The following is a 17,949-nucleotide window of genomic DNA, read 5'->3' as shown; positions in this document are numbered from 1 at the left end:
TATAAAGGGAATCGGGAATGGACTAAGCGAGCTTAATTTCTAGTAACTCATATTTGATTACAGCCATAGGTGCATCGACATGAATGATACTGCCCACTTCTTTCCCCAAAAGTGCCTTACCTAAAGGACTCTCATAGGAAATTTTGTTGTCCAGAACATCTGCCTCCGCAGGACTTACAACTTTGTATTCCACCTTCTCCGAGAATTCGATGTCATTCAGAATAACAGTAGAACCGATACTGACCGTTTTAAGATCCAGATTACTTTCATCCACTATCCGAGCTTTGGTCAACATTTTTTCCAAGACCATGATTCGTGTTTCCATAAACGCCTGATCGTCCTTGGCTGAGTGATATTCACTATTTTCCTTCAGATCTCCATAGCTGATGGCCAACTTGAGGCGTTCGGCTAGCTCCTTGCGTTTTACTGTCTTCAGTTCCTTGAGCTCTTCCTCCAGCTTGGCTAATCCCTCTTTAGTTAACAATACTTCTTCATTCGACATGGTCTTATTTCAACTCCTATTTCAGCACTTTGCATAATTCAAGTTCAATACTCGAAGGTACAATATATACGAGCTAAACCGTTAGGGTCCATCTAATGCTAATTGGATAAAGCTCCTGGAATTGATGCAAAATGCTCATTTAGCTTGCTTTATTGTAGTTTACTCTAAATTGGACCAACATGCGAAAAGAAATTCAGGAAATAGCAATCAGCTACCTTCGACCACTGTGATCCATATGGTAACCAAAGCTTTCTTGTTCGCATATCGTATGATCATAACGTATTTTAATGAGCACGTGCAGTGCCACTGCCCTTGTCCCCAATTTCATGCAAATCAGGCAGGAGCAGTGTATGGCGGGAGGAAGGATTCAATGGCTTCCTTAGGAAAGAATGGCAATGGGAACGGGAATCGCAAATCCAAATCCCCCCCTAACGGTCAAAAGAAAAATGGATTAAACAGTAATTCGGCTATCTTTTCAGCACTTCAAGGAAAAAATGTAGAGGTCCTAGTCGCAGCCCTCCTACTAACAGGAAAACTAAACGTCGATTCCGTGACTTTATACAGACAAGCAACATTATTTTTAGGTCTCACAGGAAAATACAAAACATTAGCATCTGCCCCTACTAATGTCGATAATATGGTGAAATTTTTAAATGATAACGGCAATATGACGTTGGATCAGGTGATACAAGCCTTTTCGCAGAAAATAAATAATTAACAGGTGGCGAAAGGAGATAGTTGTGGTGAGTGAGTTTGATGGAGAATCTTTTGCAGAGTTTATCATTATTGTGATTCTAGTTGCCATGATCTTCTATGGCTCCTCAGATATAGAGGGACTTTCCGCTTCGCCAACCCAATCCTAAAATGCTAATTCCCGCAAAAAAGAGCATCTATAGACTCTCGCGAGGTCAATAGATGCTCTTCCTTTTTAACGGCTCATTATTTCGAATTAACGTTCCTTCACTTCTACACTTATGGTTTGACTGGAAACCTCTCCTGCAGCATTGACTAACTCGGCCCGATACTCATATGTACCCGGCTTTTGATTTTGGATGTTGGTCACAGCACTTTGGGCCTGCGGACTTTGGCTCGACAGATCCTGCGTGTCGATCAGCTCTCCATTTTCATACAGGTTGTATTGGGTTGCATTCGTACCCCACCACATGTTCATTGTCAGGGTATAGTTACCGTCACCATCCCAATTGTTATGAGACAACACCGGTATGCCAGGAGTAGCATCGATCACTTCGACAGTTAACGGGTCGCTGACCGTTTTACCGGAAGCGTTGATCAGCTCAGCAGTATACGTGTAGGTTCCATTGCTCTTGCCTGTAACAGAAATGACTGCATGCTGTGCTTCAGGGGAAGCCGCTTGCAACGATTGGGTTGCAATCAGCTTGTCATTTTCATACAACTTGAGTTCATCACCATTCGTGCCCCACCACAGATTCATGGTGATGTTGTAGTCTCCATCCTTCAGTCCGGTGTCCTGACCGTTATCATGAGACAGCACCGGTTTACCCGGCACTTCACCTACAGTGTTTTTCTCGACTCTAACGGTTACTGGATTGGATACGACCGTTTTACCGTCCAAGGTGACGCTCGCTGTAATCTCGGCGCTCCCCTCTTTTAGGGCCCGAAGCTCTCCATACGTATCCAGTGCAACGGATTCATGGCTGCTGATATACTGAACAGAGGCATTACTTAAATCAGCTTGGCTGCCATCTGTGAGCGTACCCTTGAGATGTGTGGCTGCTGTATCCCCAACGTTAAATGTTGTTTGATCCAGTGAAAGCTCTACTTCCTGCAAAGCTGCGCCTGTCTGAGCTGAAAAATCATCTAGCCCGCGCGGCTTTAACTGATAATTTCCTTTGAAAACCGCCGAAATTCCCTTCAGCTTCACTTGCTGTCCTTCTTGATACGGAAAAGATGTCCGTGTTAAGCCTGTACGTGCATCAACTCGCACATGATGGCTAACCTCACCCGCTACTGCATCAAATTCAAACGAACCTACAGGAGTTGCATCTATTATATTACGAATAATGGCAGTAGGAAGCTCAACCAGCTGTCCTTGATTCGCATCGCTGAGCTCGGTGACTTGCACAGCTTGCGGAAGTTGTCCTTCTCCCGTTTTTTCAATAGCCACTGCATCAGTCAACTCGACTTCACCATTGTACAGTGCCAAACTTGCTGTAATCTTTACTCGATCACCTTGGTGAAAGCCGCTTTGGTTTTGATATACATAAATGCCGCCACTTTCATCCTGCATGTAAAAGGCTTGACCGCCAAAAGCCCCTGGTTCTGTCGTCACAACACCCTCTAAGGTCACAACTTTGCCAGCCGAAAGATTCCGTGCTTCTGCGACACTGATTCGAGCCGGAATTGTATTGCCATCCTCAGGCAACGGCTGGGCTGGGACATCTGCCAGCACGACGGATTGGGTCAGCAGGTTGCTGCCGTTTTGTCTCAGCCTAAGATTAGCTGCACCACTGGTACCCGGCTTGATCCGCACCGTCAGGTCCCTATAGGCATGCCCCTTGCTGTCGGATTCCAGACTAAATGTTCCGCTATAACCGTAAGAGGTCGGCCAGCTTCCATCTGGATTTTGAATCTGGGCTACTTGGTTGCCGCCCGCTACATAAATACCTGCGCTGAATCCGCTAATCGTACTATTGGGAGCCAGTTGGTCGGCAACTATGCGAATTTGAAAAGGCTGTGCATTCGGCAGTTGCTCCTGCCGAACGATGCTGTACACAGGCTGCGCACTGGCTGTAGGTCCGCCATAGGAGCCGGCCTTGAACGTTCGCTGATCCCACCATTTGTAGCCGGCTGCAGGAGCAGACCAAGGCTCGGCTTGCGGTTCCGTAGAAGCCTGAGGAGCTTCAAAAGACAGCAATGCCGTCGGCTGATCTAGCTGTAAGTTTTTTACACCCGACAGGCTGGTATACTCCTCCTTCTTGGACAACCAATCGACGATATTGACCAGTAACACAGCGTCATCCTGCTCCTTAAAACCATCATACGTTGTCTTCTTGGTTCCTGTCTCTTCACGCAGATATTTCGGCGTTGCATCTTCAACAGGAGATGAATCCCCAATGAAAGCAGCTTTGCCTAGACCTACTTTTGCTACAGCTGCATAAGGTCCTTCCGCTATACCACCTCCGTTATAAACGCCCTGATCTACTGCATTCCCCCAAGCCTGATTGGTTTTAGGCAGATATACGATCCCCTTGGCTTTGGTCGGGTCAATAATCGCCAATGTTGATCCTGCGTGCATTGCCACATTACTCACTCCTGCTGTAATGCCGAACGCCTGGGCAGGTTCAACAATCTGATTAGCCGTGATATCGCCTAATGCATTGTAGCGAAAGCGTATACCAAACTGGTTACCCAGCCAATCTGAGCTAACCACGCCCTGCATCGCTGCCGAGCTTTTTTCTTCCTCACTCATTCCCTTTGCAGGGTCTTCCCATGCACCACGACGGTACCCATTGATACTTTCCGATCCGTCCCAGCGATTCTTGTTGCGGTCGGCGTTATAATGATCACCAATGAAAAAAATGCTATTGCCTGCTTTAACATACTGTTCCATTGCGGCCTGTTCGCTTTGTTTAAAAGGAATATTGGGCTCCGCTGTCACAAATACATCATAATTCTTTAAATCATTATAAGTAATAGGTGTAGATTGGCGAAGTTCATGAACATCGTAGCCATTGTTTGCAAGGGCTTGGCCAAAATCTGAAAATCCACCATCAATCACCCAATCTGCTGCGCCGGCTGTCTGTCCATGTGTATTATCGAACAACACTTTTTTACCAGCGTTTTCGTTGACCACTTTGGCTGCAATGAAAGGGGCCGGGTCTGCCGGACCTTCTGCGCGTGCCGGTTGCATGCCGCCCACAACACCAGCGTACAACGATAAAGTGAAAACCATAGCTGTTGCGTATTTGAAGCTGCGGGATGTAAAACGACGAAAGATTCCCATTCTATTCCTCCTGTTAATTGGTTTAAGGCCCCTCTCAAGAGGGGCACTAAATATAAATGTTAGCATTCATTTATGTGTGGACATGCGTTGTTTTGTAAATCTTTAGGAATAATGAAAAGGGAGGAAATTCCAATAAAAAAGGTAGGCTGTATGCAGCAAAGTGAGTATCGCAAATACAATTTTCCCGGCAGCCCGGGTTCTTTTTTCCCCTGTAATCAGCTTGGTGCCATTCACGATCAATACCCACACGGCAATGAGTGCTGAAATGAGCGGCAGCGTACAAATTCCCCAGATATACCAGGCGGAATAGCCATACACCATCTGATTGTTACCATAGACGACCTGTACCCCGAGAAAAATCGTATTTAGTAACGCGATGTATGCCAGGTTGGACGAAATGTGATTATTCGTTTTGCGGATAGCTCTGATCACATATCTTATGATCCATATCAGTAGGGTTGTGACGAAAAATAAGGATGCGGCTGCATAGCTGACGAGTAGCGTCCAGGTACGGTGCCAAAGTGTCGTCTGCTTCATGGTCTTACTATCCGGGGCAATCATCATCCACGTACCCTTTTCCTGATACAGCAAAATTTTAAGCTGGCCCCCCTTTTCCACAAACAGCCCATCACCTGCTGCTTGAAAAACTTTGTCTGTTGCTTCATTCTGATCCGGGTATTTTCCTTTAACAATTAGCGTATGATCATCTTGAATATGAACGGTGTATTTAATGCTTCCCAGTATCCGAATCCATTTTCCCCACCCATGAACAGGAGTAGTATCCACCTGATATACGCCCTCGATCTCTGGCGAAAGCTTCACTTGCGTGACAGAACGAGCCAGTGACTGAGAAGCGGCCTGTGGCTTTACGGGCAGCATTTGAGCTATCGTATTGATGACTTTTCCATGAAGCAGGGTGTCTGTGTCAGCTGAATTGATGGTCACAAAAATACCGATCTTTTGGGATGGAATCAGTACCATTTCGGAAATAAAATCATCAATTTCTCCAGTAGCCCACAACATGGGTACTCCCGTCTTCAGTTGACCACGGAAAAATCCGTAGCCCAAGCCATCCAGACGGGCATCCGCTGCAAATTGCTGTGCATGCATCACTTTTACCGTTTGTGGCTGGAGTACCGCTTTGCCCTCATACTCTCCTTGGTTTAAATGAGTGATCAGATAGTGGGAAAATTCGTTGGGTGTGACGTTCAACGCTCCTGCTCCCGGCAGATTGATATACGATAAGGGTTGTTTCACATAAGCTCCATGCTTCCACTGATACGATTGCGCCAATTCTGGATGATTTAATGGCAACTCCAGTGTCGCGCTGGGCATATTCATCGGCTGGAATAGATGTGTACGAAAGTAATCATTCAGTCCCTGACCGGTTACTTGCTCCACGATATTACCGATCAGGCCGAAGGCGACATTACTGTATTCATACTGAATTCCAGGTTTGCGGATAGGTGGCTGATTTTGAAAATACGTGCTGAGATACTGCTCTGTAGGTAAAACGCCTGCGCGAGTTGAGCTGTTAATGTCGTATATCGCTTCATCTAATCCCGCAGTATGTGTCAGAAGCTGATGCAGATTAAAAGGATGATTTTGGTATTGCGAAGCTTTATAGCTGTGGAGATAGCTGTTCACGTCTTCATTCAAATCAAGCTTGTTTTGCTCGACCAGTTGCATTGTGGCACTTGCACTAAATGATTTGGTTAGCGAGCCAACACGAACAATGGTCTTTGCCGGGTCGAATACCATTTTCCGCTCCAGGTCTGCATATCCATATCCTTTACTAAAAAGAATTTGGTCTTCCTGGGTCACAACGACGGCAGCGCCCGGAATATGCAATTTTTCCAATTCTGTACTCATGATATCGTCCACTGCTTTTTCCACTGAATTAGGTGTTATACTGTCTGCTGCCCATGCCGAAGCAATGAGCAAATTCCAAAGAAACAACGTTGTTAAGAATGCGGATAGGTAGCCAATACCTCTATTCTTCATATTGAAGTACCCTCCTTACCTATGAAGTTGATTTCATGATTTAAACCGTGCGGTGATTGCATAGCGGAGCAGATATTTACACTCCGTATGGGAGCCATCAGCATGGCGCTATGGAATCATCGCACTTCCCTCGCGGGAGTGCGCATGATAAAGCGAATCCTGATCGAATCGCGTAAGCAGAAGGCTTCTTACCTGTTCGATCAGGATTCATACATTACAGATAAAATTAGTAATTCCAGTTAGTTAAATCATCGACTGTAAGTTTTCAAGAATTATGATGGGCCAATCCTTGTGTCACGTCTTTGCCCATGTTCCGGGTTATCTTGTGTATTGTGGCACGGATACATTTTACATTTTCTTCGATAAATCCGGGTTCCAGCAGTTCATAATGATTACCAATCAAGCTATGCTCTTCATAGCTTCCTTGTGTAGCATCTTTCCATAAAAGTTTATTATCTCCTGTGCCCTTCACCGTTTCCGATCCAGCGGCAACAAAGCCATGAATATTCGCCTGAACATTTTCTGTGTTCACAAGCTGGTTGCCATACACCGCATAAGCGATCATTTTACGCTGGTACGTTTCATTCAACAGCTCACGATAGGATTCGGGAACCTGTTCCAGCATGGCATGAATTTCCTGCTCTGTTTCTTCATCTGTGAAAGGCAGAGCTTCTGCCCTTTTGACCGAATCGAGCATTAAAATATCGGATACAGTATGACCTTGGCGCTCCAGTGTGCCGGCAACCTTATGCGCCAGATTCCCACCTATAGAATAACCAAGCAGCACATACGGACCTTGCGCCTGCGTGCTGATGATTAAATCAACATATCGTGCCAACATTGCCTGCTCATCCGTAACATCATCTACGAACTCTAATCCATACACAACTGCATCTTGGTCCAGTTGTTTTGCAAGCTCTGCGAACGACAGTCCGTATCCAAGCATAGGAGGAAAGCAGAAGATGGAAACCGGACCGTGTTCATTCAACCGAATGATTGGACTATCGACCTTGTAGTCCAGATCGGCTTTCAATAATGTGAGCGCCTGCTCTTCTATGGTCGGGAACTCCAGAACACTACGGATGGGCAGCTCAATATCTGTAGCAAGACGAACTTTGCGTATAAGCTCCAGTACTTTCAAGGAATGTCCACCCAACGTGAAAAAGTCATCGTGGATTCCCACTTGCGGGATTTCAAGCACCTCCTGCCAAATAGCTGCCAGCAACTGCTCCACATCGGTTCGTGGTGCGACATATTCTATCCCCGTGTGCAATGCTTTGTCCGGCACAGGTAAAGCTTTACGGTCAATTTTGCCGTTAGTCGTCAGCGGAAACTGATCCAGCTGTACAAAAGCGGACGGAATCATATAGCTCGGCAGACTGGCCGACATCACAGTTCGAAGCTCACGTATGGTCAGCTGTTCATCGGCAGTGAAGTAAGCACATAATTGCTGCTGACCTGCTCCATCCCGCAAAGCGATAACAACGCTATCCCGTACAGAAGGTACACTTGCCAGTCTCGTCTCCACCTCGCCTAGCTCAATCCGGTAACCGCGAATTTTAACCTGTTGATCAATCCGTCCAGCGTATTCCAGTATGCCGTCTTCACGCCAGCGAACAAGGTCCCCAGTACAGTACAGGCGATCTCCGTCCACCCACGGATTAGCAAGAAATCTCTCAGCCGTCAGTTCAGGACGATTCAAATAACCACGCGCAACTCCGTCTCCACCAACAACCAGCTCACCCCAGGCTCCGACCGGTTGCAAGTTAAATGATGAGTCCACAACATACGCCGTCGAATTGCAAATAGGACGTCCGATTGGCACAGAATCCAGCTGTTCTTCCGTAATGTGATATGTCGTCGAAAAGGTTGTATTTTCCGTTGGTCCATAGCCATTAATGATGTTCATATGCGGATTATCGCGCAGGACCCGGTTAATATGGGGTGCAGACAAAACATCACCACCAACCAACAAATACTTCACATCACCAAAAAGTTTACTATCCTGCTGCGAAAGCTGATTAAATAACGGTGTGGTCAGCCACATCATGTTGACGTGATGATCCTGTATCGTCTCTTTCATCTTGGCTGCGTCCAAAAGATCATCCTTATGCAAGAGAACAAGCTGACCGCCGTTCAGCAGTGCACCCCAAATTTCAAATGTAGATACATCAAATACAAACGCACATGTCTGCAGCATTCGGGTTGATTCATCAAATGGGACATAATCCGTATTGCGGACGAGACGCACAACACTTCGGTGCTCAACTACGACACCCTTAGGCTTACCTGTTGAGCCTGAGGTATAAATGACATAAGCGGCATGATTACTCGCTCCATCTATACCCGGATTGGAAGCATCTGCACTGTACGACTTATCATCATTCAGATTGACAATCTGTCCGTCAAAATAGCACCGATCCAATAAATCCTGCTGAGCCAACAGTAGCTTGGCTCCCGAGTCCTCTAGCATATAACGGATACGATCCTCTGGATATTGAGAATCTATCGGCACATACGCGCCTCCAGCCTTCAAAATGGCAAGTGTTCCTGTAATCATATCCAACGAGCGCTCCGTCAAAATGCCAACAGGTTCATCAGGTTTGACCCCTGCATCCCGCAGTATACGCGCTAATCGATTGGCTGTCTCATTGAGCTCTCGATAGGTCAATGTTTGATGATCCAAAGCTACGGCAATATGATCTGGTGTGCGTTCTGCCTGCTCCTCAAACAGTTTATGAATCGTCTGATTGTCTGGATATGCAGAGGAAGTGTCATTAAACTCTCCAGTAATTTGCTGTTTTTCCGCCGCTGTAACCAGTTCCAGCTCTTCTACGCGAACATTTGGGTTAAGCAAAGTTTGCTCCAACAGGTTCACAAAATGTCCATGCAGACGCTCAATGTCTGTTTGATCATAATTTAACGCATTATACATAAAACGAATCTTCACGCATTCTCCCGGCATTACAACTACATTCAGATCATAGTTGGTCTGCTCAAGAGCTACCACGTTGGAAATCGGGGAAAGTTCCTGCCCATCAATTTCCACCTCCTCGACCTGCTCATCCACCGGATAATTTTCAAACACCATAATATGGTTAATTAAATCCTGTTTCTGGTCAGTCAATGCCTGAATTTCAAACAGTGGGTACGTATCATACGCATGAGAAGCCAGCGCCTGTTCCTGCGTTTTCTTCATAACTTCTGCAAAAGATTCCCCTGCCTCACTAAGGATGCGAACGGGAATGGTATTAATGAACAAGCCGATAATACCCTCGACTCCGATAATATCCGATGGGCGGCCTGAGACGACACTACCAAATACGACATCACGGTGGTTGTTATATTTTTGCAGCACAATTCCCCATACGGTTTGTAATAACGTATTCATGGTTACCTGATATCGCTTAGCCGTCTCCTCCACCCGGAGGGTAAGCTCACGCTCCAAAACCGTCACCCAATCACTAGCTGTATAGCCTCCACTCTTGCGGCCGGATTTTACAGCTGGTAGTGCTGTTTGCTGCTCATACCCGGATAAATAGCTGCTCCAGTAATCAGTTGCCGCCTTGCGATCCTGTGCTTCCAGCCATTCAATAAAGCGGCTGTACGGCACTGCCGGTGCCAGCTCTGGCACTCTGCCCTCCTGAAGTGCTGCATAGCTCTCAAACACTTCTTTATTTATTAGGGACAGACACCAGCCGTCCATGACGATATGATGGAAGCTCCACACAATATGGTAACTGTCTTCCCCGGTGCGCAAAATCGCTATACGCATCAGGACATCCCGACGCAGATCAAATCCCCTTGCTTTATCTTCCAACTTGAAGTTCTTCAGCCAAATGCCCCTTGTATCGCTATCCAACTCGCGTAAATCTTCATAATAGAAGCCACAATCCCGATTTCGGTAGACCACCTGCAACGGCTCCGTATCCCGGCCGAAATAAAAATGTGTACGTAGCACCTCATGTCGCCGAACCAGCATATTCAGACTTTCTGCAAAATTCCCGATGTCTATCCGACCCCGCATATCATAAGAAACCTGCTCAAAATACGCGTCATTCGCGGCTGCTTGACTATCAAGTTGGCTGTGAAACAACATCCCTTTCTGCATCGGGGTTAGTGCATATACATTGTCGATCTCACCCGCAGCGCCCATTTCAGATAACAGGCTGTCCAAGCCCTCCACACTCATTCCTTTATAGGAAATATCACTTGGGGTCAGCTCTGGGTGTTCTTTATGGGTGCAATGTGTCAAAATTTCGCGCAAGCTCGATTCCAGTAATCCCGCCAATCGCTCAATCGTCTCTGGTCGGTAGCTGGTACGGCTATAGCTAATTGTCAGCCCCAACTGACCTCCCGAAATGATGCCGCCAAAATCCAGTGTATATGTCCGAGCCATTGTCGGGCTAAGTGGCATCCCCCCCTCATATGGGGATGACTGCAAGTCGTTTCCTTTCATATCCTGATCGAACTGTCCCAAATAGTTAAAACTAATTTCAGGAGCTGTCGTAAATATGGCTGAAGGTCCCTCCGATGCCTGTGTCTGACTGTCGAATAAATATTTCAGTGCGCCGTAGCCGATCCCTTTTTGCGGGATACTGCGCAGTCCTTCCTTCACATGTTTGATTCGCTGTGAAAGAGCAGTCTCTTCTGGCATATCGAGTAAAACAGGATATTGGCTTGTAAACCACCCTATCGTCCGGGTAATATCCACCTCTGATAAAATGGGTTCACGTCCATGTCCCTCTAGATTTATCAGGAAACGATCATTTCCGCTCCATGCCTGTAACGCCATTCCTACCGCAGTCAGCAACAGGTCATTAATTTCTGTACGGTAGGCACGATTGGCCTGCTTGAGCAGTTGCTCTGTCTCTGCATTTGTCCATAAAGCAGTAACCGACTCACTATCGCCAATCAATGGCTTATCGTGCTCGTTATGTCCGTAATCCTGCGGCAAAGGAGCCAGTTCCGCTTGTGCAAGCTCCTCCCAATACGCCCGCTCACGTTCCATGGCCGGACTGTTGGCATAGGCGTGCAGCTTTTCGGCCCACGTTTGGAACGAATCCGTCTTGTGAGGTAACTGAATCACCTGCTCACCCTTGGAGGCTTGCTCATAAGCTGTCGCCAAGTCCTCAAATAAGATGCGCCAGGACACTCCATCTACCACCAAATGATGAATTGCGACCAGCAGATGATCCCCATCCGGGCAACGGAACAGGCCGAGCCTCATCAACGGCCCTTCGCTTAGAGAAATACCAGATTGAATTTCATTGCATTTGGCTTCAATTATCTTCGCCAAGTTCCCTTCAATAGCATCACTGTTCCTATAGTCAAAGCACTCCAAATGGTACGGTTCGCCTTCATCTACACCTCGGTTCCATGCTGTATATCCGTTCTCCGACGACCGAAAAATCATACGCAATGCATCATGATGCGTTGTAATCTGATGGAGCGCCTGCCGAAGTGCCTGTTCGTCATAGCCTTCCTGCCGATAGAGCATGACCGATTGGTTGAAATAGTGTGGTTCACCTGTTGGCTGTTCAAAGAACCAGCGCTGAATCGGTGTAAGCACAACATTTCCGGTAACCTCGCCCTGCTCGGCTACTCGGTTAACTGGCTGAATATAAGTACTTAGATCCGCAATTGTCGGGTATTTAAACAAGTCTTTCATTTCCAGCTTGTATCCAGCCTGAAACAAGCGAGACGATACTTGAATGGCCTTGATGGAGTCGCCACCCAAATGGAAGAAGTTATCCTGTATCCCAACCTTCTGAATACCTAGGATGGCGCCCCAAGCCGCAGCCAGTGCTTGTTGAACATCCGTTTCAGGTGCCACATAATCCATGCCTGTATCGAGATTATGCTCAGGCAGAGGTAGTGCCCTGCGGTCTACTTTGCCATTTAGCGTCAAAGGCAGTCTGGAAAGACGTACAAAGTAAGAAGGCACCATATAGCTCGGCAGATCCTGTGATAGAGCGTTACGTAAGTCACTAGCGCTTAGTTCGCTGTCTGTTACAAAATAGGCACACAGCTGCTTTTGCCCGTGATCGTCCTGCCGTACTATCACAACCGATTCCTTCACACCTGCAATCGTGGACAAACGGGTTTCAACTTCACCCAGTTCGATGCGGTAGCCGCGAATTTTGACCTGCTCATCCATTCTTCCCTTGTACTCCAGTACGCCATCAGCACGCCAACGCACCAAATCCCCTGTACGATAGCAATATTCTCCAGGCCGGAATGGACTTTCAATAAACTTTTCTGCCGTAAGCTCAGGCCGATTCAGATACCCGAGTGCCACGCCATCGCCACCGAGAAGTAGTTCGCCCCATGCCCCCACAGGCTGCAATTTTAACGAACGATTGACCACATAAACGGTGGAATGATTAATCGGACGGCCAATGGGAACACCTTGAGTTTGCGGTTCCATAATTTCATAGGTGGTGGAAAAGGTTGTGTTCTCCGTCGGCCCATAAACATTACTCAATCGAAGGTGCGGGTACTCCTTCAGCACGCGGTTAGCGTGTGGTACGGACATCACATCACCACCCACGAGCAATTCCTTCAGGGATGCAAACACTTCAATGTCTTGCTGTGAATGCTGATTAAATAAAGCCGTGGTCATGAACATGGTGTTAATCCGATACTTATTCATCGCCTGTTTGAACTTGGCAGCATCCAAAATAGTGTCATGATTTACTACATATAATTGGCCACCGTTCAGCAGCGTTCCCCAGATTTCAAATGTGGAGGCATCGAATACAACTGCACCCATTTGCAGCATACGCGTATTTTCGTCAAGCGTGGCGTAGCTAGTGCTCCTCACCAATCGTACGACATTACGGTGATTGACCATAACGCCTTTCGGCTTGCCTGTCGTACCAGAGGTGTATATGACATGCGAAAGATCTAAGGCAGATCCCCCATTTGAAATGGCATCTGATCCATGGGTATGAGTGTAGCCTTCAAATTCGCTGCTCCATAGTTGCGCATCGCTCAAATCGATGACTGGAATACCTGGTTCAAAAGAAACCTGCTCACGTCGCTGTGACAGTAACAGCTCGGCACCGGAATCCTCTAGTAAATATCGGATGCGCTCTTCCGGATACTCGGGATCAATAGGAACGTAAGCCCCCCCTGCCTTCAAAATAGCCAGCATGCCCACGACCATTTCAATGGAACGCTCAGCCACTATCCCTACTCGCTGTATCTGAGTTCCGGACCCGTGCCGTATCCCATGGGAAGTAAGGATGCATGCCAAACGATCGGAACGCTCATTCAGCTCGCGATAAGTGAGCTGTGTGTCCGCAAAGGTGATCGCTAGTCGATCTGGCGACTGTGCAACCTGTTCCTCGAACAGCACATGCATTAATTGATCCCGTGGATACGGAGAGTCTGCTGCTGTAGTGCTGAATTGCTTCACCAGCTGCTCTTTTTCTTGAGTCGAAACCATTTCTATAGCCGCAAGAGCGATCTCCGGCTGTTCGATAACCACATTGATTAGCTGCTGTAAATGTACAGCCAGTCGTTCGATGGTTTCGCGTTTGTACAAACGGGTTCCGTATTGAAAACCGCAGGCAATTTGTTCCCCATCCTCCTGCGCGAACAGACTTAGATCAAATTTAGCCGTCGTTTGTTCACTTGGATAAGGTGCTAATTGCAGCTCTGCCAGCTGCTGCTCTGTTTGTTCCAGGTTTTGTAGAGCAAACATGGTATCAAATAACGGATTGCGGCTTAAATCTCGATCCACACCCAGCTTTTCTACCAGCTCTTCGAACGGATAATCCTGATGTTCAAAAGCCTTTAACGCGTTATCCTTGACCTCCAGCACATAATCGCGGAATGTTTTCCCGCCTTCCGGATAATTACGGATTGCCAGTGTATTGACGAACATACCGATCAGATTGCCAAGATCAGCATGAGGCCGTCCCGCGATTGGTGAACCGACAATGATATCCTCCTGCCCGCTGTATTGGCTAAGCAAAGTCGTATAGGCAGCCAACAGCACCATATATAAAGTCGATTCGGTCTGCATCGCAATGCTTTTTAATCCTTCGCTTTGCCGTTGATCGAGCGTAAATTCCAGTACATCCCCTTCAAAGCTTCTCACCGCCGGACGTGGATAATCAGTCGGAATATCCAGCACAGGCAGCTCTCCTGCGAAGGTATTGAGCCAGTAGTCTTCCTGTTCTTGATAGCGTTCACTTTGTTGCTGCTCCCGCTGCCAAGCAGCGTAGTCCTTATACTGAATACGCAGCGACGGAAGCGTATCCCCTGCATATAAGTGGATGAAGTCCTGAATCAATACATTTATAGAGGTGCCGTCAGAAATGATGTGATGCATATCCAACAGCAAAATATGATGCTCTGGACTAATTTCAATCAGACCAGCCCGGAACAGCGGAGCCTGCTCAAGATTGAATGGCTGGACAAAGCCATGCACCAGCTCATCTGTCTCCCTCTGGTCAGCTCCGGGGGCATGAATCAACTCCACGCGAAAAGAAACCTCGTTATGTACTCGCTGGACAGGTTCACCATTCATGGTCTCAAAGCTCGTTCGCAATGTTTCATGGCGGTCAATAAGCTGACGGAACGCATTATCCAGTGCCTTATGATCAAGTGAACCGATCAGTGTCAGGGCTCCGGGTATGTTATAGCTAATTCCCGCTCCATCAAGCTGATTGAGAATATACATCCGTTTTTGGGCCGAAGATACCGCATAAAATGGCTTATTCTCCGAAACAGGGATGGATTCATAGGTGGTTTGCTCCAGTGCTTCAATAACCTGCGCAAACTGTTCGATGGTTGGGTGCTGGAATAGATCCTTTAGCTGCACATTTTTATGCAATTGCTTATGGATGAGTGATATGACATGTGTCGCCCGCAGGGAATGTCCTCCTGCTTCAAAAAAGTTATCCTTAATGCCAATACGTTCAATTTCAAGCACTTCTTTCCAGATGCTGACCAGTTGTGCTTGTAATTGATTTTGAGGAGGTACATATTCTGCGCCTGAGCTTATGCCTCCCTCGGGTCGCGGCAACGCCCGGCGATCCACCTTGCCATTAGGTGTCAAGGGTAATTGTTCCAGCTGTACAAAATACGACGGCACCATATAACTTGGTAGCTCTCGGTTCAAAGCACTGCGAAGCTCACTTAACTGTACATCCGCATGGGTTACCACATAAGCGCAGAGCTGCTTTTGCCCCTGCTCATCCTCCCGTGCAATCACAACTGCTTCTCGGACTGCCTCCAGCTTCAACAGCTGCGCTTCCACCTCGCCCAATTCAATCCGATAGCCCCGGATTTTCACTTGTGCGTCGATCCGCCCTTTGTATTCCAGCGTCCCGTCCGCATTCCACCGCACCAGGTCCCCTGTTCGATAGCAGCGTTCGCCGTTACGAAACGGACTGTTGATGAACTTTTCGCTTGTCAGGTCCGGGCGGTTGCAGTATCCACGAGCCACCCCGTCACCGCCAACGAGCAGTTCTCCCCACGCTCCAATCGGCTGAAGCTGCATCGAACGGTCCACGACATATGCCGTTGAGTTATGGATCGGGCTGCCAATGGGCACGGCTTCTGATTGGACGCCGGTAATGGCATGCGTAGTAGAAAAGGTCGTATTTTCTGTAGGACCATAGCCGTTAATGATCCGCAGGTTCGGATGAGCCTTCAGTACCCGGTTAATATGCGGTACGGACAGCACATCGCCACCGACCAGCAACTCCTGTATTCCCTCGAACAGTTCCAAATCCTGCTGGGAAAGCTGATTAAAGAGCGGCGCGGTCAGCCACATCGTGGTAATGCCATGATTACGGACAGCTGCCTTAAGTCTAGGTGCGTCCAAAATGACATCCTGGCTCACCAGTACCAGCTGTCCACCGTTCAATAGCGCCCCCCAAATTTCGAAGGTAGACGCGTCAAAGACAACAGACCCGGTCTGCAAAATGCGCGTGTCCGCATCCAAGTGTGCATAGTTTGTATTTTTCACCAAACGCACGACATTGCGATGCTCCACCATAACGCCTTTGGGCTGGCCTGTTGTACCAGAAGTGTACATAATGTAAGCTAAACGATCAGCTGCGTAAACCGGATGTATTAGTTTAGCATGTTCTGATTGCGTAGCTTCTGTTGGGATGGTTGTAGTAGAAGCAAGTTCGGAACTGGCGGAAATAGAGTAAAACGGATTTAGGCAGTCCACGTATGCCATATCAGCCATATCCGTATTTGTTCCATGATCATTCGGCAAGATTGGATCGTAACGATCTGCATCATCCGTTCCATAAATCGCGGCATCACTCAGGTCAAGCACCATTCCCTTAAAATCAGTGGGCCGATGTTCTATTTTCTGCACAAGTAGTATTTCGGCACCGGAATCCTCCAGCAAATAGCGCACGCGCTCGTCCGGGTATTCGGAGTCAATCGGAACATACACCCCGCCCGCTTTAAGAATCGCGAGCATACCTACGATCATCTCTATCGATCGTTCAGCTATAATGCCGACTGTCTGCTCGGTGTGAATTCCCTGCTTACGTAAAGAATGAGCCAGTCGGTTAGCCTTTTCATTTAATTCTCCATAGGTCAGGCTATCTTGTCCGGATACTACTGCCACCTGGTGTGGTACCTGCTTCGCCTGCATCTCGAACAATTCATGAATGGACGCATGACTTGGATAATCCACAACTGTATCGTTGAAGGTATGAACCAGTTGCTCCACTTCTTGCTCTGACAGCACTTGTGCTGTGTAAATCTCCAGCTCAGGCTGATGCAAAACAACGGTGTACAGCCGTATTAGTTGCTCAACAAAGTGTTCAATCGTCATCTGGTCATAACGGTCGCTACTGTATGTCACATTCAGGGAAACCACTGCATTTTCCCATTGAAATTGAAAATCCAGTTCAGATTGCACATGATTCATAAAATAAGAAGTGTGGATATTTTGCAGGGATGCAGTGGTGTGAATAAGAGGCTTATCGTTCTCGTTACGTGGAATTTCAAGCCCCTCGGTATAGTTCCAAAAAGGAATATTTTGGTGTTCAATTGCTTCGCTGACAGAAGTTTTGATTTGGGACAGCAAGGTTTTGAAGGTTGTCGAGGAATTCAGCGTGTTTTTCAGTAAAATCAGATGGTTAATCGGCTTTGCAGTACTGTTGCCAGACTTGGCTACTGGAATGCCCAGCAGCACACTTTCCTCACCTGTGTATTTATGCAATAAGCTCTCAACTCCAGCCAGCAGAACCATAAACACGGCCCATGGAGCTCCACCTGTTATAGATAATATTCTTTGGGAAATTTCAGATGGAAATGTGAGCGTGTACGTAAGAAAATTAGAACTCGTTGCAGCTGTATCCTTGGACACATGATTGGTGTATGGCAAGCAAGTGATATGATCCTCAGATTCCAGCTTATGACTCCAGTAGTTTTTTTCCTTCTCAAATAAGGCTTTCAATGACATCCCTCC

6 protein-coding genes are annotated in these 17,949 nt (G+C 47.3%); 2 read left to right on the top strand and 4 right to left on the bottom strand.

Annotation, left to right across the window (positions count from 1 at the left end):
* Positions 1-22 precede the first annotated feature (22 nt).
* Positions 23-502, bottom strand: coding sequence for a transcription elongation factor GreA (gene greA, locus MKX36_RS10895; protein WP_016818942.1), 480 nt, complete (start codon positions 500-502; stop codon positions 23-25).
* Positions 503-872: 370 nt separating this feature from the next.
* Here greA and MKX36_RS10890 point away from each other — a divergent pair, with 370 nt between their 5' ends.
* A complete protein-coding gene (locus tag MKX36_RS10890; protein WP_016818941.1) occupies positions 873-1,220 on the top strand; it encodes a hypothetical protein in 348 nt (115 codons plus the stop codon).
* 231 nt (positions 1,221-1,451) lie between these two features.
* Here the strand turns inward: MKX36_RS10890 and MKX36_RS10885 are convergent, their stop codons facing one another.
* Together MKX36_RS10885 and MKX36_RS10880 are read right to left on the bottom strand one after the other, a co-directional pair.
* Positions 1,452-4,487 (bottom strand): chitinase N-terminal domain-containing protein, encoded by a 3,036-nt coding sequence (locus tag MKX36_RS10885; protein WP_340864652.1) that lies wholly within the window; start codon positions 4,485-4,487, stop codon positions 1,452-1,454.
* A gap of 102 nt (positions 4,488-4,589) precedes the next feature.
* On the bottom strand, positions 4,590-6,491 hold the full coding sequence (locus tag MKX36_RS10880) for a serine hydrolase domain-containing protein (protein ID WP_340864651.1): 1,902 nt from the start codon (positions 6,489-6,491) through the stop codon (positions 4,590-4,592).
* Between the two features lie 102 nt (positions 6,492-6,593).
* Between MKX36_RS10880 and MKX36_RS10875 the strand changes: the two genes are divergently transcribed.
* Positions 6,594-6,734, top strand: a complete 141-nt coding sequence (locus MKX36_RS10875; protein ID WP_016818937.1) for a hypothetical protein — start codon at positions 6,594-6,596, stop codon at positions 6,732-6,734.
* A 22-nt stretch (positions 6,735-6,756) separates the two neighbouring features.
* On the opposite strand, the gene MKX36_RS10870 is transcribed toward MKX36_RS10875, so the two are convergent.
* Entirely contained in the window at positions 6,757-17,937 is an 11,181-nt protein-coding gene (locus MKX36_RS10870) for an amino acid adenylation domain-containing protein (RefSeq protein WP_340864650.1), read from the bottom strand.
* Positions 17,938-17,949: the final 12 nt, after the last annotated feature.

It is taken from the genome of Paenibacillus sp. FSL W8-0439, assembly GCF_038008995.1.
Lineage (GTDB): Bacteria > Bacillota > Bacilli > Paenibacillales > Paenibacillaceae > Paenibacillus > Paenibacillus polymyxa.
This window is presented reverse-complemented; position numbering and strand designations above follow the sequence as displayed.